At 70.4% G+C, this 24,681-nt stretch carries 24 protein-coding genes; 14 read left to right on the top strand and 10 right to left on the bottom strand.

Annotated features, from left to right (window positions below; all coding sequences use genetic code 11):
- Positions 1-8: 8 nt before the first annotated feature.
- Positions 9-503: an inorganic diphosphatase gene (locus ACFVV1_RS28525; RefSeq protein ID WP_003968257.1), complete on the bottom strand. Its 495-nt coding sequence runs from the start codon at positions 501-503 to the stop codon at positions 9-11.
- Positions 504-589: 86 nt separating this feature from the next.
- On the opposite strand from ACFVV1_RS28525, the gene dacB reads away from it, so the two are divergent.
- The 6 genes from dacB to folE all read left to right on the top strand — a co-directional run bounded on the left by dacB (position 590) and on the right by folE (position 8,197).
- The gene (gene dacB / locus ACFVV1_RS28520) at positions 590-2,095 is read left to right on the top strand and encodes a D-alanyl-D-alanine carboxypeptidase/D-alanyl-D-alanine-endopeptidase (protein WP_389994787.1); all 1,506 of its coding nucleotides are present in this window, start codon (positions 590-592) and stop codon (positions 2,093-2,095) included.
- Positions 2,096-2,144: 49 nt separating this feature from the next.
- Positions 2,145-3,278, top strand: coding sequence for a zinc-dependent metalloprotease (locus ACFVV1_RS28515; RefSeq protein ID WP_389994784.1), 1,134 nt, complete (start codon positions 2,145-2,147; stop codon positions 3,276-3,278).
- 199 nt (positions 3,279-3,477) lie between these two features.
- Positions 3,478-4,560, top strand: a complete 1,083-nt coding sequence (tilS, locus tag ACFVV1_RS28510; protein WP_389994781.1) for a tRNA lysidine(34) synthetase TilS — start codon at positions 3,478-3,480, stop codon at positions 4,558-4,560.
- A 100-nt stretch (positions 4,561-4,660) separates the two neighbouring features.
- Entirely contained in the window at positions 4,661-5,200 is a 540-nt protein-coding gene (gene hpt / locus ACFVV1_RS28505) for a hypoxanthine phosphoribosyltransferase (protein ID WP_266752243.1), read from the top strand.
- 212 nt (positions 5,201-5,412) lie between these two features.
- Positions 5,413-7,443, top strand: a complete 2,031-nt coding sequence (gene ftsH / locus ACFVV1_RS28500) for an ATP-dependent zinc metalloprotease FtsH (protein WP_389994778.1) — start codon at positions 5,413-5,415, stop codon at positions 7,441-7,443.
- Between the two features lie 148 nt (positions 7,444-7,591).
- Positions 7,592-8,197 carry a GTP cyclohydrolase I FolE gene (gene folE / locus ACFVV1_RS28495; RefSeq protein ID WP_389994775.1) on the top strand — a complete coding sequence of 202 codons (606 nt, stop codon included), beginning with the start codon at positions 7,592-7,594 and terminating at the stop codon, positions 8,195-8,197.
- Between the two features lie 37 nt (positions 8,198-8,234).
- Here folE and ACFVV1_RS28490 read toward each other — a convergent pair whose 3' ends face one another.
- The 6 genes from ACFVV1_RS28490 to ACFVV1_RS28465 all read right to left on the bottom strand — a co-directional run bounded on the left by ACFVV1_RS28490 (position 8,235) and on the right by ACFVV1_RS28465 (position 13,231).
- On the bottom strand, positions 8,235-8,717 hold the full coding sequence (locus ACFVV1_RS28490; protein ID WP_389994772.1) for a DUF3180 domain-containing protein: 483 nt from the start codon (positions 8,715-8,717) through the stop codon (positions 8,235-8,237).
- 102 nt (positions 8,718-8,819) lie between these two features.
- Positions 8,820-9,431: a 2-amino-4-hydroxy-6-hydroxymethyldihydropteridine diphosphokinase gene (gene folK / locus ACFVV1_RS28485; RefSeq protein WP_389994769.1), complete on the bottom strand. Its 612-nt coding sequence runs from the start codon at positions 9,429-9,431 to the stop codon at positions 8,820-8,822.
- Positions 9,428-9,787: a dihydroneopterin aldolase gene (gene folB, locus ACFVV1_RS28480; RefSeq protein ID WP_189546133.1), complete on the bottom strand. Its 360-nt coding sequence runs from the start codon at positions 9,785-9,787 to the stop codon at positions 9,428-9,430. Before folB ends, folK begins: the two co-directional genes overlap by 4 nt.
- 235 nt (positions 9,788-10,022) lie before the next feature.
- Positions 10,023-10,502 carry a nuclear transport factor 2 family protein gene (locus ACFVV1_RS28475; protein ID WP_266746975.1) on the bottom strand — a complete coding sequence of 160 codons (480 nt, stop codon included), beginning with the start codon at positions 10,500-10,502 and terminating at the stop codon, positions 10,023-10,025.
- Positions 10,499-11,296 carry a dihydropteroate synthase gene (gene folP, locus ACFVV1_RS28470; protein WP_389994965.1) on the bottom strand — a complete coding sequence of 266 codons (798 nt, stop codon included), beginning with the start codon at positions 11,294-11,296 and terminating at the stop codon, positions 10,499-10,501. The genes ACFVV1_RS28475 and folP overlap by 4 nt, the downstream gene beginning before the upstream one ends.
- Before the next feature lie 93 nt (positions 11,297-11,389).
- A complete protein-coding gene (locus ACFVV1_RS28465) occupies positions 11,390-13,231 on the bottom strand; it encodes a phosphatidylglycerol lysyltransferase domain-containing protein (protein ID WP_389994765.1) in 1,842 nt (613 codons plus the stop codon).
- A 139-nt stretch (positions 13,232-13,370) separates the two neighbouring features.
- Between ACFVV1_RS28465 and ACFVV1_RS28460 the strand changes: the two genes are divergently transcribed.
- On the top strand, positions 13,371-14,492 hold the full coding sequence (locus tag ACFVV1_RS28460; protein ID WP_389994762.1) for an alpha/beta hydrolase: 1,122 nt from the start codon (positions 13,371-13,373) through the stop codon (positions 14,490-14,492).
- 66 nt (positions 14,493-14,558) lie between these two features.
- Here ACFVV1_RS28460 and ACFVV1_RS28455 read toward each other — a convergent pair whose 3' ends face one another.
- Entirely contained in the window at positions 14,559-15,752 is a 1,194-nt protein-coding gene (locus ACFVV1_RS28455) for an ABC transporter ATP-binding protein (protein WP_389994759.1), read from the bottom strand.
- Positions 15,753-15,914: 162 nt separating this feature from the next.
- On the opposite strand from ACFVV1_RS28455, the gene ACFVV1_RS28450 reads away from it, so the two are divergent.
- The 4 genes from ACFVV1_RS28450 (at position 15,915) to ACFVV1_RS28435 (ending at position 19,553) form a co-directional block, all read left to right on the top strand.
- Entirely contained in the window at positions 15,915-16,637 is a 723-nt protein-coding gene (locus ACFVV1_RS28450) for an ABC transporter permease (RefSeq protein WP_389994756.1), read from the top strand.
- A gap of 3 nt (positions 16,638-16,640) precedes the next feature.
- Positions 16,641-17,315, top strand: a complete 675-nt coding sequence (locus ACFVV1_RS28445; RefSeq protein ID WP_389994753.1) for an ABC transporter permease — start codon at positions 16,641-16,643, stop codon at positions 17,313-17,315.
- Between the two features lie 145 nt (positions 17,316-17,460).
- Positions 17,461-18,450: an ABC transporter substrate-binding protein gene (locus tag ACFVV1_RS28440; RefSeq protein ID WP_389994750.1), complete on the top strand. Its 990-nt coding sequence runs from the start codon at positions 17,461-17,463 to the stop codon at positions 18,448-18,450.
- A 92-nt stretch (positions 18,451-18,542) separates the two neighbouring features.
- Entirely contained in the window at positions 18,543-19,553 is a 1,011-nt protein-coding gene (locus tag ACFVV1_RS28435; protein WP_389994748.1) for a hypothetical protein, read from the top strand.
- 17 nt (positions 19,554-19,570) lie between these two features.
- Here ACFVV1_RS28435 and ACFVV1_RS28430 read toward each other — a convergent pair whose 3' ends face one another.
- On the bottom strand, positions 19,571-20,713 hold the full coding sequence (locus tag ACFVV1_RS28430; protein ID WP_389994745.1) for an NADH-quinone oxidoreductase subunit D: 1,143 nt from the start codon (positions 20,711-20,713) through the stop codon (positions 19,571-19,573).
- Between the two features lie 211 nt (positions 20,714-20,924).
- Positions 20,925-21,953, bottom strand: coding sequence for an SAM-dependent methyltransferase (locus ACFVV1_RS28425; RefSeq protein ID WP_389994743.1), 1,029 nt, complete (start codon positions 21,951-21,953; stop codon positions 20,925-20,927).
- Positions 21,954-22,049: 96 nt separating this feature from the next.
- Between ACFVV1_RS28425 and ACFVV1_RS28420 the strand changes: the two genes are divergently transcribed.
- From ACFVV1_RS28420 to ACFVV1_RS28410, 3 genes are all read left to right on the top strand, one after another.
- Positions 22,050-23,252 carry a sensor histidine kinase gene (locus ACFVV1_RS28420; protein ID WP_389994740.1) on the top strand — a complete coding sequence of 401 codons (1,203 nt, stop codon included), beginning with the start codon at positions 22,050-22,052 and terminating at the stop codon, positions 23,250-23,252.
- A 131-nt stretch (positions 23,253-23,383) separates the two neighbouring features.
- On the top strand, positions 23,384-24,064 hold the full coding sequence (locus ACFVV1_RS28415) for a response regulator (protein ID WP_389994737.1): 681 nt from the start codon (positions 23,384-23,386) through the stop codon (positions 24,062-24,064).
- Positions 24,065-24,067: 3 nt separating this feature from the next.
- On the top strand, positions 24,068-24,676 hold the full coding sequence (locus ACFVV1_RS28410; RefSeq protein WP_389994734.1) for an AAA family ATPase: 609 nt from the start codon (positions 24,068-24,070) through the stop codon (positions 24,674-24,676).
- The last annotated feature ends 5 nt before the right edge of the window (positions 24,677-24,681 follow it).

Raw genomic sequence — 24,681 nt, 5'->3', positions numbered from 1 at the left:
GCAGGTCGTCAGTGCGCGCCGCCCTGCGCCTCAAGGCGCTTGTAGGAGGCCTCGATCTCGGCCTCGGCCTCGGCGCGGCCGACCCAGTCGGCGCCCTCGACGGACTTGCCGGGCTCCAGGTCCTTGTAGACCTCGAAGAAGTGCTGGATCTCCAGGCGGTCGAACTCCGACACGTGGTGGATGTCGCGCAGGTGCTCCACCCGGGGGTCGGAGGCCGGCACGCACAGCAGCTTGTCGTCGCCGCCGGCCTCGTCCGTCATCCGGAACATGCCGATGGCGCGGCACTTGATGAGGCAGCCGGGGAAGGTCGGCTCGTCCAGGATGACCAGCGCGTCCAGCGGGTCGCCGTCCTCGCCGAGGGTGTTCTCGACGAAACCGTAGTCCGCCGGGTAGCTGGTCGAGGTGAAGAGTCGACGGTCCAGGCGGATCCGACCGGTCTCGTGGTCCACCTCGTACTTGTTCCGCGAACCCTTCGGGATCTCGATGGTGACGTCGAACTCCACGGGTGGCTCCTCCATGATCAACACATACGACTGGTGATTAAGTGTCCCCCACGCAGATGTGTGCTCGCGAAAGGGGCTGGTCAACGGTGGACGAGCCGGTGAAAAGACCATCGGTCAACCCGCTGGACAAGCTGAGCAGGCTCGCCCGGCCGGGCGGCGTGATCGGATTGCGGGGGCTGAGCGATCGGCAGTTCGCGGCTGTCTCCGCCGGCCTGGGCCTGGTGCTCGCGGCCGGCGTCGTCCTTGCCGCCGGCCCCTGGGACTCGGGTCAGCGTAAGGCCGAGCAGGACTGGGCCGCCGCCCGCAACCGTACAGGTGGCGCAGATCACGAACCCGGCACGCCGTCCGGACCGGAACCCGCACCCAGCGCCCCGGCCGTCCTCGCCCCGCTCTCCGCCGCGGTCGACAACGCCGCACCGGACGCCCGCGGCAACCAGGACGGGACGGCGGCCGCCCTCCGCGCCACCCTCGGCCCCCTGCTGAAGGCCCCCGCCCTGGGCACCGTGCGTACCGCCGTCGTCATCGACACCGCCACCGGCGAGCGGCTGTACGGCCAGGGCGCCGACACGCCCATGACGCCCGCCTCCACCGTCAAGATCGCCACCTCGGTCGCCGCCCTGAGCGCGTTCGGCCCCGGCCACCGCATCGCCACGACGGTCCGGGCGTCCCCCGACTCCCGCGGCCTCACCCTGGTCGGCGGCGGCGATCCCACCCTCGACAAGGCCGCCCTGCGCAAGCTGGCCGCCGACACCGCCCGCGCCCTGAAGGACCGGGGCGTGAAGACGGTCCGCCTCGCGTACGACGCCTCCCGCTACTCCGGCCCCGCGCGACACCCGATCGGCCCCAACGAGAACATCGCGCCCGTCAGCGCCCTGATGACCGGCGAGGGCAGGCTCGACAGCACCGACAGCGGACCGGCCCCGCGCAGCGACGACCCGGCCGGTGACACCGCCCGGACCTTCGGCAAGCTGCTCCACGACGCCGGGATCGCCACCGGGTCCGGCCCGGCGCCCGGCCGCCCGGCCCGCGGGTCCCGGCCGGTCGCCGAACACCTCTCCGCCCCGCTCTCCGCGCTGGTCGAACGGGCCCTGACCAACAGCGACAACGACATCGCCGAGGCACTCGCCCGGCAGACCGCGCTGGCCGCGGGCGAACCGGCCGACTTCGCCGGCGGCCGACGGGCCGTCGCCGCGCAGCTCAAGAAGCTCCACCTGCCGCTGACCGGCGCGAACTTCGCCGACGGCAGCGGGCTCAACCGCAAGGACAAGGTCACCGCCGGACTGCTGGCCGGCCTCCTCGCCCGTGCCGCCGACCCGGACCACCCCGAACTGCGCCCCGTCCTCACCGGCCTTCCCGTGGCCGGGTTCAGCGGCACCCTCAGCGGCCGTTACACCGAGAAGTCCGCGGGCACCGGCCTGATCCGCGCCAAGACCGGCACCCTCACCGGAGTGAATTCCCTCGCCGGTACGGTCGTCGACCGACAGGGCCGGCTGCTCGCCTTCGCCTTCCTGGCATCCGGTACGACATCCCCCTCCGAGGCCCAGTCCTCCCTCGACGCACTCGCCACCAGCCTTGCCACCCGAACCCGGTGAGCCGGTCGACACCACACCGCGGACGGACCCGAGCACGTACCGTTGACGCATGACGAGCATCGGTGGTGCCGAGATGGTCGACTGGAATCTCGCGGTGGCGACCGCGACCCGACTCGTGCGGCCGGGGCCCGAGATCAGCCGGGAGGAGGCCCGCGAAGTCGTCGCGGAGCTCCGCCGGCATGCCAAGGCCTCGGAGGAGCACGTCCGTTCCTTCACCCGGATGATCCCCGAGGGGACCGATCCGGAGGACACCCCGGTCCTGATCGTGGACCGGGCCGGCTGGATCAAGGCCAACGTCGCGGGCTTCCGCGAACTGCTCCGTCCGCTGCTGGGAAAGATGCAGGAGCGGCGCGGCAACGGCCCCGGCGGCGCCGTGCTCGGCGCGGTCGGCGGCAAGGTGACCGGCGTCGAGGTGGGGATGCTGCTGTCGTTCCTCGCCTCCCGGGTCCTCGGCCAGTACGAGACGTTCGCCCCGGCCACCCGCGAACTTCCGGCCTCGGCCGACGGCGGCGGCAGGCTGCTGCTCGTCGCCCCGAACATCGTCCACGTCGAGCGCGAACTGGAGGTCGACCCGCACGACTTCCGGCTCTGGGTCGCCCTCCACGAGGAGACCCACCGCACCCAGTTCACCGGGGTGCCCTGGCTCCGGGACCACCTTCAGGGCGAGATCCAGTCATTCTTGGAGGAGACCGACGTCGACCCGGTGACCGTGCTGGAGCGGCTCCGGGAGGCGGCCCAGTCCCTGGCCGGGGGGCGCCCCGAGGGCGAGGAGGGTGAGGACGGCGGCCGCAGCCTCGTCGAACTCGTCCAGACACCCGCCCAGCGCGAGATCCTCGGCCGGCTCACCGCCGTGATGTCCCTGCTCGAAGGGCACGCCGATTATGTGATGGACGGCGTCGGCCCGGAGGTGGTCTCCTCCGTCGGCGAGATCCGGGAGAAGTTCCAGCAGCGCAGGGCGCGCGGCGCGAGCCGGCTCGACCAGGCGCTGCGCAAGCTCCTCGGTCTCGATGCCAAACTGCGCCAGTACCGGGACGGCGAACGGTTCGTCCGCGCCGCGGTCGAGGAGGTCGGCATGGACGGCTTCAACCGGGTCTGGACCTCGCCGAACACCCTCCCGACCAAGGCGGAGATCGCGAAGCCGGCGGACTGGATCGCGAGGGTGCACCGTAAGGCAGAGTCCTGATCACGACGGGCCGGACGGCGTACGACAGGACAAAAACGCGCCGGTAATCACCCATCCGAGGGACCGTAGGGGCATGGGAAGGCGTGCAATGCTCGATGGACGGCTTGCCTCTGTCACCATCGACGCACTCTGAGTGACGGCACACTTCCCGTCCCGGCACTCCGAGGCACCTCCCCAAACTTCACGAAGGGCACCGGACATGGGTCCCCATCCTGCGGTCGCGGCGATACGCCTGGCGGTCCGCCGCGTACTCCACGACGTACTCACCGAACACACCCGGTGCGCCGAGCACACCCGGCGCACCCCGCACCCCGAACTTGCCGAAGCCGGCGCGGGCAGGCAGCGCGCCGCACTCCCCGAACGCCCCGGTACGCCCCTGGTGCTGGTGGCGTGCTCCGGCGGCGCCGACTCCATGGCACTCGCCTCCGCCCTCGCCTTCGAAAGCCGCAAACTCGACGTCCGGGCCGGCGGCATCACCGTCGACCACGGCCTCCAGGACGGCTCCGACACCCGGGCCGCAGAGGTCGTCGACCGCCTCACCGACATGCAGCTCGACCCGGTCGAGTCCGTCGCCGTGCGGGTCGGCCAGGAGGGCGGACCCGAGGCCGCGGCCCGCGATGCCCGCTATGCCGCCCTCGACGCGGCCGCCGAGCGGCACGGCGCCACCGCCGTCCTGCTCGGCCACACCCGTGACGACCAGGCGGAGACGGTGCTGCTGGGCCTCGCCCGCGGCTCCGGCATCCGCTCGCTCTCCGGCATGGCTGCCGCGTCGGGACCGGCGGGCCGTTACCGCCGCCCCTTCCTCCAGCTCGACCGGCAGACCGCCCGCAAGGCCTGCCTCGTCCAGTCGCTGCCCGTGTGGGACGACCCGCACAACATCGACCCCGCCTACACCCGCTCCCGACTGCGCCACGAGGGCCTGCCCGCCCTGGAGAAAGCGTTGGGCAAGGGCGTCGTCGAGGCCCTGGCCCGTACGGCGCAGCTCTCCCGCGACGACGCCGACGCCCTGGACACCTGGGCCGCCGAGGCCGACCGCGCCGTTCGGGACGACGCGGGCCGGCTGGAGTGCGCCAAGCTGTACGCGCTGCCGCCCGCCGTACGCCGCCGGGTGCTGCGCCGGGCCGCCATGGAGGCGGGTTCCCCGGCCGGTTCCCTCTTCGCCCGGCATATCGAGGAAGTCGACCGTCTGATCACCGGCTGGCGCGGCCAGCGGGCCATCAACCTGCCCGGCCGGGTGGAAGCCAGGCGGCAGGGTGGCAGACTGGTGATTCGGCAGAGCTGAAGCACGGGCGGCTGACAATGCAGGCGAGCGGCCGCGCAGGTACGGGGCATCACCCCGGACCGGGCAGGCAGAGAAAGAGACGCGGGTGAACGAGAAGGACATGGGCACCGACCTTCAGTCGGTGCTCCTCACCAAGGAAGAGATCGACGCGAAGCTCGTCGAGCTGGCCGCGAAGATCGACGCGGAGTACGCGGGCAGGGACCTGCTCATCGTCGGCGTCCTCAAGGGCGCGGTGATGGTGATGGCGGACCTGGCGCGCGCGCTGTCCACCCCCGTCACGATGGACTGGATGGCCGTCTCGTCGTACGGCGCGGGCACCCAGTCCTCCGGAGTCGTCCGGATCCTCAAGGACCTGGACACCGACATCAAGGGCAAGCACGTCCTGATCGTCGAGGACATCATCGACTCGGGCCTGACCCTGTCCTGGCTGATGTCGAACCTCGGCTCGCGCGAGCCCGCGTCCCTGGAGATCTGCACCCTCCTGCGCAAGCCGGACGCGGCCAAGGTCGCGCTCGACTGCAAGTGGGTCGGATTCGACATCCCCAACGAATTCGTCGTCGGATACGGGCTGGACTACGCGGAGAAGTACCGCAATCTCCCCTTCGTCGGCACGCTCGCCCCGCACGTCTACGGCGGCTGACCGCCTCGCGGCCCCGGGGCGCCGGCCCGACCGGGACGGGACGCCGGGAACCTTTCACCGGATTCCCGCCGTTGAGCATTCGAAGGCAGGTTTTGACAGACGTCCCCGGCGGTCGCGGGTGACAATGCTGGGGTACCGTCCGAAGAACAGTCTTTTCTCACAGCAGCATTTACCTACGGGCAGGAGGGACGGGGCGTCATCGCCCCGTATGGATGGACGTGAAGCGATACTTCCGTGGGCCGGTCATGTGGATCGTGCTGGCCGTCCTCGCCGTGGTCGTGTTGATGCAGGTCGTCGGCTCGTCGGGCGGCTACGAATCGGTGGACACCGGCAAGGTGATCCAGGCGATCAGCAAGGACCAGGTGGCGCAGGCCAAGCTGACCACCGGTGACGAACAGATCATCAAGATCGAATTGAAGAAGGACCAGAAGCTTTCGGGCGAGTCCGGCAGCAAGTTCCAGGCGAGCTACATCGGCGACCAGGGTGTCCAGCTGGCCGACACACTGCAGCAGAAGTTCGAGAGCGGCAAGATCGACAAGGGCTACACCGTCGCGCCGTCGAAGCAGTCCCCGTTCATCTCGATCCTCCTCTCGCTGCTGCCCTTCGTCCTGATCGTGGTCGTCTTCCTGTTCCTGATGAACCAGATGCAGGGCGGCGGCTCCCGGGTCATGCAGTTCGGGAAGTCCAAGGCCAAGCTGATCACCAAGGACACGCCCAAGACGACGTTCGCCGATGTGGCGGGGTCGGACGAGGCCGTCGAGGAACTCCAGGAGATCAAGGAGTTCCTCGAGGAGCCGGCGAAGTTCCAGGCCGTCGGCGCCAAGATTCCCAAGGGTGTCCTGCTGTACGGGCCTCCCGGTACGGGCAAGACGCTGCTCGCACGCGCCGTCGCGGGCGAGGCGGGCGTCCCGTTCTACTCGATCTCCGGTTCCGACTTCGTCGAGATGTTCGTCGGTGTCGGTGCCAGCCGGGTCCGTGACCTCTTCGAGCAGGCCAAGGCGAACGCCCCGGCGATCGTCTTCGTCGACGAGATCGACGCCGTGGGACGCCACCGCGGCGCCGGCATGGGCGGCGGTCACGACGAGCGCGAGCAGACGCTGAACCAGCTGCTCGTCGAGATGGACGGCTTCGACGTGAAGGGCGGCGTGATCCTGATCGCCGCCACGAACCGGCCGGACATCCTCGACCCGGCGCTGCTGCGCCCGGGCCGTTTCGACCGGCAGATCGCGGTCGACCGGCCGGACATGCAGGGCCGCCTCGAGATCCTCAAGGTGCACCAGAAGGGCAAGCCGGTAGCGAAGGACGTCGACCTCGGCGCCGTCGCCCGTCGTACGCCCGGCTTCACCGGTGCCGACCTGTCGAACGTGCTGAACGAAGCGGCGCTCCTCACGGCGCGCGCCAATCTGAAGCTGATCGACAACAAGATGCTCGACGAGGCCATCGACCGCGTCGTGGCGGGGCCGCAGAAGCGGACCCGGATCATGTCCGAGAAGGAGAAGAAGATCACCGCGTACCACGAGGGCGGACACGCCCTGGTCGCGGCGGCTTCCCCCCAGTCGGACCCGGTCCACAAGATCACGATCCTCTCCCGCGGCCGCGCCCTCGGTTACACGATGGTGCTCCCGGAGGAGGACAAGTACTCCACGACACGCAACGAGATGCTCGACCAGCTGGCTTACATGCTGGGCGGGCGCGCGGCCGAGGAGCTGGTCTTCCACGACCCGACCACCGGCGCCGCGAACGACATCGAGAAGGCCACCGCAACGGCCCGCGCGATGGTCACGCAGTACGGCATGACGGAGCGGCTCGGCGCGATCAAGTTCGGCGGCGACAACACCGAGCCCTTCGTGGGCCGGGAGATGGGCCATCAGCGCGATTACTCGGAAGAGGTCGCGGCCCTCGTCGACGAAGAGGTCAAGAAGCTCATCGAGACCGCGCACAACGACGCGTGGGAGATCCTCGTCGAGAACCGCGACGTGCTGGACGCCCTCGTCCTCCAGCTCCTGGAGAAGGAGACGCTCGGCAAGGAGGAGATCGCCGAGATCTTCGCCCCGATCGTGAAGCGCCCGTCCCGTCCGGCATGGACCGGCTCCGCCCGACGCACCCCGTCGACGCGGCCGCCGGTGCTCTCGCCGAAGGAGCTCGCCCTCACCAACGGCGCTGCCGCGGCGAACGGCTCGGTCGTCCCCACGGACACCGTCCCGGCCACCGAGGTGATCCCGGAGGACCGCCCCGAGGCATAGAAGCCCTGGTGTGGCCCCTGTCACGGGGTCCGTACCGGGTCCGGAATGGATGCCGCGCCCTCGCAGGTTCTAGCCTGTGGGGGCGCGGCTTTTTCGTACGCCCGTGCGGATACATGTGCGGGTGACAGCTCAAGGGAACGAGGCACAGATGACCGACCCGGTGACGTTGGACGGCCAGGCTCCGATCGGTGAGTTCGACGAGAAGCGGGCCGAGGCCGCCGTACGTGAACTCCTTCTCGCGGTGGGCGAGGATCCGGACCGTGAGGGACTGCGCGAGACACCGGGTCGGGTGGCAAGGGCGTACAAGGAGATATTCGCGGGCCTCTACCAGGAGCCCGAGGACGTCCTGACGACCACGTTCGACCTGGGCCACGACGAGATGGTGCTGGTCAAGGACATCGAAGTCTTCAGTACCTGTGAACACCATCTCGTGCCGTTCAGGGGCGTCGCGCACGTCGGGTACATCCCGGCGACCAGCGGCAAGATCACCGGTCTTTCGAAGCTGGCCCGCCTCGTCGATGTGTACGCCCGGCGTCCGCAGGTCCAGGAGCGGCTCACCACGCAGATCGCCGATTCGCTCATGGAGATCCTGGAACCGCGCGGCGTCGTCGTCGTCATCGAGTGCGAGCACATGTGCATGTCGATGCGTGGTATCCGCAAGCCCGGTGCCAAGACGCTGACCTCGGCGGTCCGCGGACAGCTCCGCGACCCCGCGACGCGCGCCGAGGCCATGAGCCTGATCATGGCGCGCTGAGTTCCGGAGCAGCGGTGGGAGGAGAGCTCGACGGCTCCTAAGCGGCCGCCGAGCTCTTGTCCTTGTCCTCGTCGTCCGGGAGCTTGCAGATGCGTTCGAGCCAGAGGGCCGCGGCCACCACCGCGATGCCGGCGAGGACCGCGAAGCCCGCGTAGATCGCCTGGTCGCGGCGGGCCGGGATGTCGAGGGAGCCGAGCAGGAAGACGCCCGTGCCGCCGTACATGCCGGAGACCAGGGAGACGACCAGGGCGCTGGCCTGGCCGAAGACGACTGCCCGGGCCGCCATCAGGGGCTCGACGCCCTTGGCCCCCGGCCGGCGCTCGCGCTGGGCACGCAGCCGGGAACGGATGGAGAGTGCCGTCGCGAGCAGGATGGCGGCGATCACCGCGAGCACGATCGGCGCGGCGAGGGGAACGCTCGGCAGGCTGCCCAAGGAGTCCCAGAGGCGGGCGCCGCCCCAGGAGAGCACCCCGGCCGCAGCGAAGAGGCCGGCCAGCATCCCGAGCCGTAGTTGCTTCACCGAGTGATCCGCCCTTCGCCGTCGGTGGGTCCGTGCCATCAGTGGTCAGTGGTCGGTCAGTCGTCCGTGTCGCCACTGGTCCGTGTCCGTTGAGCCTAACGACTACTCGGGCAGCCGGAGTTCCAGATCGGCCCGGGGCAGTACGCCCTCATGGCCGAGGCCGGCCAGCAGCTCGGCGACGGGGCCGGCGCCGGGCAGCTGGGCCTCGGGGTCGACGTCGTGCCACGGGGCGAGGACGAAGGCCCGCTCATGGGCCCGGGGGTGGGGGAGGGTGAGCGACGGGTCGTCGGAGACGACGTCCGCGTACGCCACGATGTCGACGTCGATGGTGCGCGGGCCCCAGCGCTCCTCGCGGACCCGTTCGAAGGCCTCTTCGACGGCCTGGCCGCGTTCCAGGAGCGAGGACGGGGGGAGCGTCGTCTTCACCACGATCACCGCGTTGAAGTACGAGGGCTGGGAGCCGGGAGCGACGCCCCAGGGCTCGGTCTCGTAGACCGGGGAGACCGCCTTGACCCGCAGGCCGGGGGTGTCCTCCAGGGCGTCTATGGCGCCCTGGAGGGTCTCCAGGCGGTTGCCGAGATTGGAGCCCAGGGAGATCACGGCACGTTTGGGGTTGGAGAGGGTGATGTCCGCTGCGTCCACCTGCTCGACCACGGAGGCGGGCACCGGCTGTACGGTCGGGTCGCTCTGCCCCTCGGTGGAAAATGCACTCATACTCGGCTCCGGGTAATCGTGATGGTCACATCGTCGAAGGGAACGGTGATCGGCGCGTCCGGCTTGTGCACCACGACCTCCACCTCCTCGACTCCTTCGTGCTTGAGGCACTTCTGGGCGATGCGCTCCGCGAGCGTTTCGATCAGATCGACCGGTTCCCCCTGCACCACGTCGACGACTTCCTCGGCGACGATGCCGTAGTGCACGGTCTTCGTCAGGTCGTCGGCGGCTGCCGCGGGGCGGGTGTCGAGGCCGAGTACCAGGTCCACGATGAACGTCTGGCCCTCTTCCCGTTCCCGGGGGAAGACGCCATGGTGTCCACGGGCCTTGAGGCCGCGCAGCGCGACACGATCCACGCGAATCACTCCTGCTGTCGTTGGGCGTAGAGACACGGGGCCGCGTGCGGACGGCCGGGTTCTCACTCTCGAATCTACCTGCGAGCACCGACAGTGCCCGCCCGCGGGGGCTATGGACAGGACCCCGTGGGACTGGTATCCGCTACTACCCCCGTCACCCGCTTCCAACCCCCGGTCGCGCGGATGTTCCGGTCAGGAGAGGGCCGGAGAGGGCCGATGAGGGGTCTCTTCCCGGTCAGGAGGGGCTTTCTTCCTCGTCCTCGTCATCGGATTCGGTGAGTACGGGCGAGCCGTGGTGGGACCAGAGCTTCCAGCCGTCCGGCGTGCGCCGGAACACATTGGTGGCCACGACGAGTTGGCCGACCAGCGGTCCGAGCGCGTTGCCGTCCTCCGCGGGGCCGCCGCTGAGGATGTTCTCGGTACAGGTCACCAGGGCCGTGTCGCCGGTCATCGAGATTCCGACATCGGTCAGGAAGAACTGGATGTACTCGGTGTTCGCCATGATCAGGGCGTAACTGCGCAGTACCTCGCCGCGCCCGGTGAGCACCGGCCAGCCGGGGTGGACGCAGGAGACGGTGAGGTCCTCGCCGGGCAGCCAGAGCCCGGAGAGTTCCTCGAAGTCGCCGCGCTCCATCGCCTCGTAGAAGGCGGTGTTGGCCTGCTCGACGGCCGCGATGTCGGCGGCCGCCTCCGCGTGCTCGTCGCGCCCGCTCACGCGGCTCCCTCGACGGCGCGGGCGACCCGTACGGCGTCGGCCGTGGCCCGGACCTCATGGACCCGGACGGCCCAGGCGCCGGCGTGGGCGGAGAGCGCGGAGATCGCCGCGGTGGCGGCGTCGCGTTCGCGGGCGGGTGGCGGGGCGGCGCCCTCGCCGGCCAGTACATGGCCGAGGAAGCGCTTGCGGGAGGCGGCGACCAGCAGCGGGCGGCCCAGGGCGCGCAGTTCGTCGAGGTGGGCGACGAGGGCGAGGTCGTGGCCGGCGTCCTTGGCGAAGCCGAGACCGGGGTCGATCACGATCCGTTCCGGGGCGACACCGCCCGCGATCACGGCGTCCATCCGTTCCCGCAGCTCCGTGACGACTTCGGCGACGACGTCCTCGTACAGCGCCCGGCTGTTCATGGACTCGCTGAAGCCGCGCCAGTGCATCACGACGAACGGCGCGCCGGCCGCCGCGACGACACCGACCATGTCCGGGTCTGCGAGGCCGCCGCTCACGTCGTTGACCAGGGCGGCTCCGGCCGCGACCGACTCCTCGGCGACCCGGGCCCGCATGGTGTCGACGGAGACCGTGACCCCCTCGGACGCCAGGCCCCTGACCACCGGGACCACGCGCCGCAGCTCCTCCGACGCGTCCACCCGGCTGGCGCCGGGGCGGGTCGACTCGCCGCCGACATCGATCAGGTCGGCGCCCTCGGCGACCAGGGCGAGGCCGTGTTTGATCGCGGCCGTGGTGTCGAACCAGCGGCCCCCGTCGGAGAAGGAGTCCGGGGTCACATTGACGACACCCATGACCGCGCAGCGGTCCCACTCCGGCAGGCCTCGGACCGTGCCTCGTCCACGCAACGTACTCATGCGACCAGCGTAGGCCCGCACGGCGTGCTGTTACGCCGCGCGGGCGTGGTCCTCCTGGCCCGGCGCCGGGGTGTGGGCGCAGGGGCGGGGCCGGCGGCGCGGGAACCGGCGGGCGAAGGGCCGGGGCAGCGCGAGGTTCACGAAGCCCTCCGCCTGCATGGCCGCGAGGGAGATGCGGGGCAGGTCGCGGGCGGCGCGGTACACCACGAAGCGGGGCTCCCAGCGGGGCCGGAACTTGGCGTTGAACTTGTACAGCGACTCGATCTGGAACCAGCGCGAGAGAAAGATCAGCAGTCCCCGCCAGGTCCGCAGCACCGGTCCCGCACCCAGCTTCTCGCCGCGGGCGAGCGCCGAGCGGAACATCGCGAAGTTCAGCGAGACGTGTTCGACGGAGAGCCGGGGGGACGCCTGCAGGGCGGCGACGATCAGCAGCTCGTTCATGCCGGGGTCGGCGGAGCGGTCGCGGCGCATCAGATCGAGGGACATGCCGTCGCTGCCCCACGGGACGAAGTGGAGCACGGCCTTCAGGTCGCCGTACGGGGAGTCGGCGGTGTGTTCGTCGGCCTTGTGGGCGGTGGCGATGACGCAGTCCCCGTCGGCCGGGTCGCCGATCCGGCCGAGCGCCATGGAGAAGCCGCGCTCGTTGTCCGTGCCGCGCCAGTCGGCGGCGGCCAGCCGGATGCGGTCCAGTTCGGCCTCGCCGATGTCGCGGACGCGCCGGACCCGGGTCTCGTAGCCAAGACGTTCAATGCGCTTCACCATCTGGCGTACGTTGCGCATCGCGCGCCCGGCGAGCGAGAAATCCGCGACATCCACCACCGCCTCGTCGCCCAGCTCCAGCGCGTCGAGTCCGGTCTCGCGGGTCCAGACCTCGCCCCCGGTCTCGCTGCAGCCCATCACGGCAGGCGTCCAGGAGTGGGCCTTGGCCTCGTCCATGAAGCGCTCGATGGCGCCGGGCCAGGCCTCCACGTCACCGATCGGGTCGCCGCTCGCCAGCATCACCCCCGACACGACGCGGTAGCAGACGGCGGCCTTGCCGCTGGGGGAGAAGACGACGCCCTTGTCGCGGCGGAGCGCGAAGTGGCCGAGCGAGTCGTGGCCGCCGTGCTTCTCCAGCAGCGCGCGCAGCCGGGTCTCGTCTTCCTCGGTGAGGCGGGCGGCCGGGTGCTCGGGGCGGAAGGCCAGGTAGATGGTGGTGACGGCGGTCAGCAGGCCGAGGGCGCCGAGCGAGTACGCCACGGTCCAGGAGGTGACTCCGGCGTACTCGACGGGACCCTCGAAGCCGAACAGTCCGTACAGCACGTGCTGGAGACGGTCGGCGACGCTGGGGATCCCCACGACGCGGCCGGGGTGGACGCTGACGATGATCAGGCCCAGTCCGAGCGAACCCGCGCCGAGGAGCACGAAGTTGGCCAGGGCCCGCCAGCGGCTCCTGGGGTCGGGGAGCGCGGCGAATTCACCGCGATGGCGGACCAGCAGCAGGCAGAGCGCGAGCGAGACGAGCGTGCCGATGACCGAGTGCCGGTAGACGAACTGCGCCAGCGCACCGGCCGGCAGCAGTACGACGGCCGCCCGCCAGGCCCGCCGCTTGTGCCGCTTCAGGCCGTGGGCGAGGAGCAGCAGCAGGACGCCCGCGCTCAGGGAGAGAGCGGCGGCGAACGGTCCGAGGGCGCCTGGGAGCACCTCGGCGAGGGTATGCATCCGGCTGTTCCGGAAGCGCGGGAAAACACCCGCGGCGACATCGACCAGGCCGACGACGGCGCAGGCGGTACCGACCAGTGTCGGCACGGATTCGGGGCGCGGGCCCCGTACGAACTTACGTACAGGACTCGGAACCGATCCCGATTTATCCCCATCTAGCGTGACAGACATCGCTTCCCGTGGTTCCGCGAGAGATTCTGGAGTCCTTCGGCCGAGGGCCTTCCGGACGATGTGCGACCTGTAGGACGAGGCTTCCGCGGCGGGGGTTCACCCGTTGGCCGGAAAATTCCTGACAAGAAAGCTCACCCCCATGGGTCTTACCAGCAAGACATTTTTGGCGCTGGCCATCGTGCTGGCCGTGGTTTTCTTCGGTGCCACTGTCTGGCTCTGGCCGCGGCTGGCCCGGCGCAGCGTGTCCGCGGTGTTCGGCAGGGTCGGCCTGCTGCTGGCGACTCAGGTGACGGTCTTCGTCACCGTCGGGCTGGTGGCCAACAACTCCTTCCTCTTCTACGGTTCCTGGGCCGATCTGTTCGGGCAGAAGCAGGATCTGGGCGTGGTCACGGACCACGCGGCCGAAACGCTGGCCGCCAAGAACATCGTCCGGGTCGGGATGCAGCAGCCGGACGGGCTGCGCAGTCCGCAGCCCGCGGTGAGCGGCCGGATCGACAAGGTCGTGATCTCGGGGCGGCAGTCGAAGATCGAGAGTTCGGCCTACGTGTATCTGCCGCCGGAGTACTTCCAGCCGGCGTTCGCCCGCCGGAAGTTCCCCGCGGTGGTCGTCCTCACCGGCTATCCGGGTGTCTCGGAGAACCTTCTGAAGGGCCTCGGGTATCCGCGGACGGCACACGACCGGGTGGAGGCCGGCCGGTCGCAGCCGATGATCCTGGTGATGCTGCGGCCGACGGTGGCGCCGCCGCGGGACACCGAGTGCGTGAACGTGAAGGGCGGGCCGCAGACCGAGACGTTCTTCGCCGAAGATCTGCCGCGGGTGGTCTCGGATGCGTACCGGGTCGGAAAGCTGGCCCGTAACTGGGGCATCATGGGCAATTCGACGGGCGGCTACTGTGCGCTGAAGATCGGGCTCCACCACCCGGACCGGTTCGCCGCGAGCGTCGGGCTCTCCGCGTACTACAAGGCGGCCGAGGACCCGACGACCGGCGACCTCTTCCACGGCGACCAGGGCGCGCGTGACCGCTCCGATCTGATGTGGAGCCTGGACAACCTGCCGCAGCCCGACTCGTCCTTCCTGGTCACGACCTCCAAGCGCGGCGAGGGGAACTACCGCTCCACGATGCGGTTCCTCAGCAAGGTGAAGCCGCCCGCCCAGGCCTCGTCGATCGTGCTCGACAGCGGCGGGCACAACTTCAACACCTGGCGGCGGGAGATTCCTTCGGCACTGGACTGGATGAGCAGCCGGCTGAGCGAGAACTGAGCCGGGGACGGGGCCGGGGACGGGTCCCGGTTCCCCTCCCCGGCCATCGGCTCACCGGCCCGCGGCTCACCGTGCGGCGGTCTTGGTGATGCTCTCCACCGTCTCGACGGCCACCTCGGCCCGCGGGACGTCCTGCGCGTCCGCGTCGATCGAGCGGCGCAGCGCCTCGTGGAGCCGGGCCGGGGTGAGTACGCCGAGGAAGCGGCCGGTGCTCTCCTTGTCGATGACGGCGATCCAGCCGGCGTCGTGCTGGAGCATGGTGGCGAATGCCTGCTTGAGCGGGGCGCCGACGGGCAGCCACGCCTCCATCCTGCGCGCGTGGGCGCGCACCGTGTCCTTGGTTCCGGTGGTGGTGGCGGAGCCGTCGGCCGGGATCCAGCCGTGCAGATTGTCCTCGCCGTCCAGCACGACGGCCCAGCGCGCCCCTTCGGCCCGCAGCCGTTCGGTCGCCCTCGCCAGGGAGTCGTCGAGGTGGACGACCGGCGGCTGGTCGAGGTCGCTCTCCTCGATGGGGGTCACGGAGAGGCGTTTGAGGCCGCGGTCGGCGCCCACGAAGTCCGCGACATAGGGGGTGGCGGGTGCGCCCAGCACGGTCGCCGGGGAGTCGAACTGCTCGATCGAGCCCTGTCCGTAGACGGCGATACGGTCACCGAGCCGGACCGCTTCCTCGATGTCGTGCGTGACGAACAACACGGTTTTACGGACCTGTTCCTGGAGATTCAGGAATTCGTTCTGCAGCCGTTCCCGTACGACGGGGTCGACCGCGCCGAAAGGCTCGTCCATCAGCAGTACGGGCGGGTCGGCGGCCAGCGCCCTTGCCACGCCCACGCGTTGGCGCTGACCGCCGGAGAGCTGTTCCGGATAGCGGTCGCCATAAACGGAAGGGTCGAGTCCGACCAGGTCGAGGAGTTCTGCCGCGCGCTCGCGGCCCTTTCCCCGTTTCCAGCCGAGGAGGTGGGGAACGGTCGCGGTGTTTTCCAGGACCGTACGGTGCGGGAAGAGGCCGACCTGCTGGATCACATAGCCGATGCGGCGGCGCAGTTGGACGGGGTCGATGGCGGATATGTCGTCCCCGTCGAGGAATATCCGGCCCCCGGTCGGTTCGATCAGCCGGTTCACCATCTTCATGGTGGTCGTCTTGCCGCAGCCCGACGGTCCGACGAGCGTGACCAGCTCACCCTCGGCGACCTCGAAGGAAAGGTCGTCGACGGCGGTGGTGCCGTCCGCGTACCGCTTGGTGACGTGCTCGAAACGGATCATGGTTCCCCATTGTCGCGCGTGTTCTGTGAAGGACATGTTGCTGGAATACAACGGCCTCGGCGATTGTCAGTGGTCGGGGATAGGGTCGCCAGACATCGGTACTTCGGGTACGCCGGTGCTTCGGCACTTCGGAACGAGCGGTAATCGGGAGGTGGGGGACGGATGGCTGCCGCACAGAACTGCATGGTCACGAACGACTGGATCTGCGGGGAGTATCTCCGTTCCCGTAGCCAGGAGTTGACCGATGCGACGGTCCAGCACATCTGGATCACCGTGGTCTCGGTGCTGATCGGGCTCGTGGTGGCCTTTCCGCTGGCGCTGCTCGCCCGCCGCAGCCGCCGCTTCGCCGGACCGGTGCTGGGGCTGACGACGGTGCTCTACACCGTGCCGTCCCTCGCGATGTTCTCGCTGCTGCTGCCGCTGTTCGGTCTCTCCGCGGCGCTGGTCGTCACCGGCCTGGTGCTGTACTCCCTGACCATTCTCGTACGGAACATCCTGGCGGGCCTCGAAGCGGTTCCGCAGGAGGCGAAGGAAGCCGCGAAGGGGATGGGGTACGGGCCGGTCCGGCTGCTGTGGGAGGTCGAACTCCCCCTCGCCATGCCCGCGGTGATGGCAGGTGTGCGGATCGCCACGGTCTCGACGATCGCGCTGACGACGGTCGGATCGATCATCGGCAGAGGCGGCCTGGGCAACCTCATAGGCGATGCCCTGCCCAGCTTCTTCAAGGCCCAGGTGCTCACCGCCTCGGTCCTGTGCGTACTGCTCGCGGTCGTCGCCGATCTGCTGCTGCTGGGCCTCCAGCGGCTGTCGACCCCCTGGACCCGAATACGCACCACCCACGCGGGCGAGGCCGCGGTCGCGGGCGCCACGGCAAAGGCGGTCTGAACCATGGGAGTTCTCGGCGAGGCCTGGACCTGGCTCACGACCGGCGCCAATTGGACGGGGGAGAGCGGGGCGGCCCACCGGCTCGCCGAGCATCTGTACGTCAGCGGCGTCGCGCTCGCCCTGGCCTGCGCGGTCGCGCTGCCGGTCGCCCTGTACCTCGGGCACATCGGGAAGGGGGGCGCGCTGGCCGTCAACATCTCCAATGTGGGGCGGGCGGTCCCGGTCTTCGCGGTGCTGGCCCTCTTCATGGTCTCGCCGCTGCGCAATGCCGGATATGTGCCGACGATCACCGCGCTGGTGCTGTTCGCCGTGCCGCCGCTGCTCACCAACGCCTATGTCGGGATGACGGAGGTCGACCGGTCGGTGGCCGAGGCGGCGCGGGGCATGGGAATGTCCGGCGGCCAGCTCTTCGTAAGGATCGAGCTGCCGCTGGCCTACCCGATGATCATGACCGGGCTGCGCTCGGCCGCGGTCCAGGTGGTCGCCACGGCGACAATCGCCGCGATGGTCGGCCAGGGCGGCCTCGGCCGGATCATCACCGCCGGATTCAACACGTACAACACGCCGCAGGTGGTCGCGGGGGCGCTGCTGGTCGCCGTACTCGCCCTGCTGGTGGAGGCGGTGCTGGTGGGGCTGGACCGGCTGCTGTCACCGCTGCGCCGCCGCAGGACGGCATGACGGCCCCCACGACCGCCCGCCACGACTGCCCACCACGACCACCCGTCGGGTCCGTGCCGCCCCACGCTTCTCGATGTCGACGCACGCCTCTCGATCCCCGGATCTCATCTCAAATAGCCCTGTTGCTGTGGACGGAGAACACCTCATGAGCAAGACCTCGCGAATAGCGGGCGCGGTCATCGGCATGGTCGCGCTGGCCGGCTCGCTCGCCGCCTGCGGCGGCGACAGCCTGGAGAAGGACAAGGCGGGCTCGGCGTCCTCCGGCGACTCCTCCGGCGGCTCCGGCAAGAAGGGCTCGCTCGTCGTCGGCGCGGCGTCCTTCACCGAGTCCAAGGTCCTCGCGGAGCTGTACGCACAGATCCTGGGCGACGCCGGATACAGCACCTCGGTCACCACGGTGGCCAACCGGGAACTGTACGAACCGTCCCTGGAGAAGGGCGAGATCGATGTCGTCCCCGAATACGCCGCGACGATCGCCGAATTCCTCAATGCCAAGGTGAACGGCGCGAAGGCGGCCGAGAAGAAGCCGGTCGCCTCCGGTGACTCGGCCGCCACGGTCGCGGCGCTGGAGAAGCTCGCCACTCCGCGCGGACTGAAGGTCCTCCCGGCCGGCGGAGCCGTCGACCAGAACGCCTTCGCGGTGACCAAGGAATTCGCCGCGAAGAACAAGCTCGAGACCCTTTCGGATCTCGGCAGGTCGAAGGCCGAAGTGAAGATCGCGGCGGGTGACGAGTGCGAGGTGCGGCCGTTCTGCGCGCCGGGCCTGAAGAAGACGTACGGCATCAATGTCACCGGTATCGACCCCAAGGGAGTCGGTACACCGCAGTCCAAGCAGGCCGTCAAGGACGGCAAGGACCAGCTGGTCCTCACCACCACCACGGACGCGGTGCTCGACAGCTACGGCCTGGTGTTCCTGGAGGACGACAAGAAGCTCCAGAACGCGGACAACGTTCTGCCGGTCGTCAATGCCAAGGACGCGGGTTCCCAGGACATTGCCGACGCACTCGGCAAGCTCACCGAGGCCCTCACCACCGAGGATCTGGCGGAACTGAACCGCAAGGTGGACGCCGAGCGCGCAAAGCCCGCCGACGCGGCCAAGGACTATCTGCGGTCGAAGGGCCTCATCAAGAAGTAGAGATCGGGGATTGGGGGCCGCCAGGTAACCGGGTGGGAACAGATTGGCCGGCGGCTCCCCAAGTGCCTCCTACACACGGTAAATTTCAGGCCATGCCACGTGGACGTCATCGCCATTCGCCACCTCTGCACAGAATCCTTCCGCCCTCGGCCGTAGTCGGAGTGTCGGTTCTCTGTGCCGGGGGCGCCTGGCTGCTCGCCGAGCCCCTGATCCTGCGCGGTCTGGTGGCCGCCGCGGCGGCCGCGGCCGTGACCGGTGCGTATCTGATGCGCAGCTGGGACCGGGATGCGGGCCGGCGTATCGCGGAGCTGACGCGCGCCCGAGCCGGTGACGAATGGCGGGCCGAGGAGCGCATGGCCGAGCTGGAGGCCGACCTGGAGGAGTCGCGGGAGCTGCGCGCCCGGCTGGAGACGAAGCTGCGCCGCAAGCGCGTGGAGCTCGCCAATCTGCGCGGGGAGCACGCCGCGCTGCTGCGGCGGTACGCCAACGCCGAGACCGAGCGGGCCAGCGCGCTGGAGGGCCGCAGGCAGCTCGCGCTCGAAGCCGCGACTCCCCGGGAACTGCCCGCGGCGCGCAGCACACCGACGCCGGCCGCCTACCTGCGTGCCGCCCAGGCGCTGGAGGACCTCTCGCGCAACGGGGCCCTCCAGGAGGCGCGCCGGACCGCCGAGCAGGCCAGGAAGCGGGATCTCGCGGAGCGGGCCCGGGAGGCGGAGGAGCGGCAGGGGAAGCACGCGGCGGCCCCGGACGCGTCCGGGGCCGAGCACCTCCGTCCGACGACCGCCCTTCCGGCGCCCCGGCCGTCCGCCGCGCTGCCCGCGGCGCGCGCCGTGCCGGCCGCCAGCCCGGTCGCTCCGCACGCGGCGCCCCGCCGCCATCCGGTGCCGCAGGGCAGCTTCGACTTCTTCGGTACGCAGAAGGCCCGCGCCGCGATCGAGTCCGTGCAGAACGAGGACCTCGCGGACGTGGTGGGCGAGGAGGCACTGGCCGCGCACCGCACGGGCTCGATCGGGAACCGGGCCGTCGGCAAGGTCATCGACCTGACCGCGCACGACGAGACCGAGCAGCTGGAGGTGGTGGAGCTGCGCAGCGCCATCTCGTAGGCGCCGCGCGGCTCGGCCTACTTGTCGATGTCGCCGACGACGAAGAAGAGCGAGCCCAGGATCGCCACCATGTCGGCGACCAGCGTGCCCGGCAGCAGCTCGGTGAGCGCCTGGATGTTGTTGTACGACGCGGAGCGGAGCTTCAGCCGGTACGGGGTCTTCTCGCCCTTGGACACCAGGTAGTAGCCGTTGATGCCGAGCGGGTTCTCGGTCCAGGCGTAGGTGTGGCCCTCGGGGGCCTTCAGCACCTTGGGCAGCCGCTGGTTGATCGGGCCGGGCGCCAGGCCGGCCATCCGGTCCAGGCAGGCGTCCGCCAGATCCAGGGCGTTGTCCGTCTGCTCCAGCAGGCATTCGAAGCGGGCCAGGCAGTCGCCCTCGGTGCGGGTGACGACCTTGAGGGTGTCCTGAAGCTCCCCGTACGCGAGATACGGCTCGTCGCGCCGCAGATCGAAGTCGACGCCCGAGGCGCGTGCGATCGGCCCGGACACCCCGTACGCGTGCACGGTCCCGGCGGGCAGCACGCCCACGCCACGGGTGCGACCCCGGAAGATCTCGTTGCCGAGCACCAGGTCGTCGTACACGTCCATCCGGGACCGGACCGAGGCGACGGCGTCCCGGGCGCGGCCGAGCCAGCCCGCGGGGAGGTCCTCCTTGAGGCCGCCGACCCGGTTGAACATGTAGTGCATCCGGCCGCCGGAGACCTCCTCCATCACGGCCTGGAGCTCCTCGCGCTCGCGGAAGGCGTAGAACACCGGGGTGATCCCGCCGAGTTCGAGCGGGTACGAGCCGAGGAACATCAGATGGTTCAGGACCCGGTTCAGCTCGGCGAGCAGGGTCCGCGTCCAGACCGCGCGCTCCGGGACCTCCATGCCGAGCATGCGCTCGACGGCCATCACGACGCCCAGCTCGTTGGAGAACGCCGACAGCCAGTCGTGGCGGTTGGCGAGCATCACGATCTGCCGGTAGTCGCGGGCCTCGAACAGCTTCTCCGCGCCGCGGTGCATGTAGCCGATGACCGGTTCGGCGTGCTGGATGCGTTCGCCGTCGAGGACGATGCGCAGACGGAGCACGCCGTGGGTGGAGGGGTGCTGGGGGCCGATGTTGAGCACCATGTCGGTGCTCTCCGCTGCGCCGCCGATGCCGACTGTCGTCTCCGTCATATGGCCAGTATTCCCTGAGCGTCCGGGGCCCCGCCCCGGACCCCGGGCCTAAGGCCGACCGGCGATCGGGGGGCGGCGTCGCGGGGCCGGGCACGCACGCACGCCCCCAAGGCCTTGAGGGCCAGGGGGACCCCCCTCCCGCGTTGTCGTCAAATCACCGCCTCCCCGAGCTCTCGGCTTCGCTCGAGCAGGGAAGCCCATTTGCCATGCCTCAATCCTCCGCCTTGCAGCTGCACGCACCCAACCCCGCTCCTTCTCCCACCCCCCGATTGCCGGTCGGCCTTCGGTGCATCAGCCAGCCGAAGTCGCCCAGGCCGCCCCGGGCCGTCAGCTCCGCTGCCTCGCCCGCCGAGGCGAGGGCCCGTACGTAGCCGGCCGGGTCGGTCGAGGCCAGGGTCAGGGGCGGGCGCTCGCCGTTGATGCCGAGGTCCCGCAGCGCCTCGCGCTGGGGGAGCACCGTCCCGCCCCCGGCCGCCGCGCACGCGTCCAGGGCCACGTGCGAGGTGAGGTCGCAGCTGCCGTCCGGCACCGGTCGCACCTCGCGTCCGGACCGGAAGCCGGTCAGCGTGCCGAAGGGGGGCCGCGCCTCCCGTACGTGGGCGTAATCCACCGCAACCGCGAGCCCCCCGGCCAGGGTGGACACCGCCCGTGCCCAGGCCTCGTCGCGCGGGCGGCCGATCTCGGCCCGGCTGCCCGGTCCGGCCGACGGCCACCAGCGGCGCAGCCACGCGGCGTCGGCCCCGGACACCGGCCCGCCCAGCCGTTCCGCACCGTCGGCCGTCCGGACGAGGACATACCGGTCGACGCCGTCCGCATCGGTCTCGGCGACCTCGGTCGGGACGTTGTCCAGCCACTCGTTGGCGAACAGCAGACCGCGCGTCCCCGGCGGCGGTTCGGCGCACCACTCGATCCGGGGGTCCAGACCGGCGGGGCGGGCGGCGAGCTCCACGGCGTACGCCCGTACGGCCAGGCCGTCGGCGCCCACGGCCGGCAGGGCCGCCAGCACCCCCGTCAGCAGTTCGCCCCGCCCCGCCCCCAGGTCCACCAGGTCGACCGAGTCGGTGCCCAGCTCCCGCGCCGTCCCGACCAGCAGCCGGGCGACGGCCGAGGCGAACAGCGGGGACGCGTGGACGGAGGTACGGAAGTGGCCCGCCGGCCCTTCCGGGCTCCGGTAGAACCCCCCGTCTCCGTACAAAGCGGTCTCTGCCGCCTCCTGCCACCCACGCCACTCATCCGTCACGTTTCCAAGTCTCCACCTTGGGGAGTACGGTCCCTGGAGCCGGATCGGCCCTTCGGCTGACCCGTGCACCTGTCGCCTGTCCCTACGCTGGGTTACGTGCAGCGCCTCTACGACTTCATCCGCAGACACCCGACGGGCGTCGACAGCTTCTGGGCTGTCTTCCTCCTCGGGCTCTCCGGCCTGTCCATGGTGGCGCCTGCGGATCGCGCGGGTGGGCGGCTCGCCGCCCTGCTGATCAGCATCGGGCTCTGCACCGTCGTCGCGTTGCGCCGGCGTGTGCCGGAGAAGATGCTGCTGCTCACCATCGTGATGGGCGTCGGACAGCTGGCGTTCGGGGTCACCCCCGGCGTCGTGAACTTCGCGATGCTGGTGATCGTCTTCACCGTGGCCACCCTCGGGGAGCGCTGGGCGTCCCGGCTCGCGCTGGTCTGCGCCCTGTGCGCGGCCGGCCTCTCCCAGCTGCGCTGGCCGCAGGACGTACCGCAGGCCAGCTGGCCCCAGCAGGTCTTCGTCGTCATCGTGATGACCGTGCCGTTCGTGCTCGCCTGGGTGCTCGGCGACTCGATGCGGACCCGGCGCGCCTACTTCAGCCAGCTGGAGGAGCGCGCGGCCCGGCTGGAGCGGGAGCGCGAGGCGCAGTCGAAGGTCGCGGTGGCCGCCGAGCGGGCCCGTATCGCCCGCGAACTCCACGACGTCGTCGCGCACAACGTCTCGGTGATGGTGGTGCAGGCCGACGGCGCGGCGTATGTCATGGACGCGGCCCCCGACCAGGCCCGGCAGGCCCTGGAGACCATCTCCAGCACCGGCAGGCAGGCACTCGCGGAGATGCGGCGGCTGCTCGGGGTGCTGCGGACCGGGGACGCCCGGGAGAGCGGGGAGTACGTCCCGCAGCCCGACGTCGAGCAGATCGAGGACCTCATCGAGCAGGTCAGGAAGACCGGGCTGACCGTCGACTTCAAGATCGAGGGCACCCCCCGGCCGCTGCCCAGCGGGGTCGAGCTGACCGCGTACCGCATCGTGCAGGAGGCCCTGACCAACACCCGCAAGCACGGCGGTCCGGACGCCGGGGCCAGTGTGCGGCTGGTCTACTTCGACGACGGGCTCGGGCTGCTGGTCGAGGACGACGGGCGGGGTGCGGCGCACGAGCTGTACGTGGACGGCGGCGCCGACGGCGCGGGCCACGGAATGATCGGCATGCGCGAACGGGTCGGCATGGTCGGCGGCACGCTGGACGCCGGGCCGCGGCCCGGCGGCGGGTTCCGGATCAGCGCCCTGCTGCCGCTCAAGGCGGCCCACTAGACCTCCGGCACTTTCCGGACCCAGGACGGACGCGGTACACAGGCGCAGTACAGGCGCAGTACAGGCGCAGGACAGACGCGATGGACAAACGCAGTACCAGCCGCAGTACAGACAAGGAGACAGGACCTCTCATGGCGATCCGCGTGATGCTCGTCGACGACCAGGTGCTGCTGCGCACCGGCTTCCGGATGGTGCTCGCCGCCCAGCCGGACATGGAGGTCGTGGCCGAGGCCGGCGACGGCGCGGAGGCGATCGGGATCCTGCGCGCCACCGCCGTCGACGTGGTGCTGATGGACGTCCGGATGCCGAGGCTGGACGGTGTCGAGGCCACCCGTCGCATCTGCGCGCAGCCGGATGCGCCCAAGGTGCTCATCCTGACCACGTTCGACCTCGACGAGTACGCCTTCTCCGGGCTGAAGGCCGGGGCCAGCGGTTTCATGCTCAAGGACGTGCCGCCCGCAGAACTGCTCGCCGCCATCCGCTCCGTGCACAGCGGCGACGCCGTCGTCGCCCCGTCCACCACCCGCCGGCTGCTCGACCGCTTCTCATCGATGCTGCCGAGCGGCACCAGCGAACCGCAGCACAAGGGCATCGCCAAGCTCACCGAACGTGAACGCGAAGTGATGCTGCTGGTCGCGCAGGGACTGTCGAACGGCGAGATCGCGGCACGCCTGGTGCTCTCCGAGGCAACCGTGAAGACGCACGTGGGCCGCATCCTCACCAAGCTGAGCCTGCGCGACCGGGTGCAGGTCGTCGTCCTCGCGTACGAGACGGGGCTGGTCAGGGCCGGCGGTGGCGGCGGGACGGGCTGAACCGTGGGAGCACTGCTCTGGATCAACGGGCCGTTCGGCGGCGGCAAGACGCACACGGCGTACGAGCTGAACCGGCGACTGCCCGGCAGCGTGGTCTGCGACCCCGAGCACGTCGGGTTCGGGCTGCACCGGATGCTCCCGCCGCGACTACGCGGTGACTTCCAGGACCTGACGGCCTGGCGCGACGGCGTGCGCGAGGTGCTGGGACTGGCGCTGCGGGGTCATCCGGGACCGGTGATCGCCCCGATGACGCTCGTCGACCCCGGCTACTTCGCCGAGATCATCGGACGGCTGCGCGACGACGGGCACACCGTGCACCACTTCGCGCTGCTCGCCGAACGGGCCACGGTGCTGCGCCGGCTGAGCGAACGCGGATTCGGGCGGGGGCTGAAGCGGGAGAGTTTCGCCGTGGCGAAGCTGGATCACTGCCTGGAGCGGCTCGCGGAGCCGGAGTTCGCCGAGCACCTCCGTACCGACCGGCTGACGGTCCCGCAGGTCGCCGACCGGATCGCCGGATCGGCGGGGCTGACCGTGCTGCCGGACAGGGACAGCGCGCTGCGGCACCGGGTGCGGCGTACCTGGACGGGGATCAAGCACATCCGCTTCGACTGAACCGG

Source organism: Streptomyces sp. NPDC058092, from assembly GCF_042884935.1.
In the GTDB taxonomy this organism is placed as follows: Bacteria; Actinomycetota; Actinomycetes; order Streptomycetales; family Streptomycetaceae; genus Streptomyces.
The sequence above is the reverse complement of the archived record's forward strand: the minus strand, read 5'-3'. Positions and strand labels throughout refer to the sequence as shown.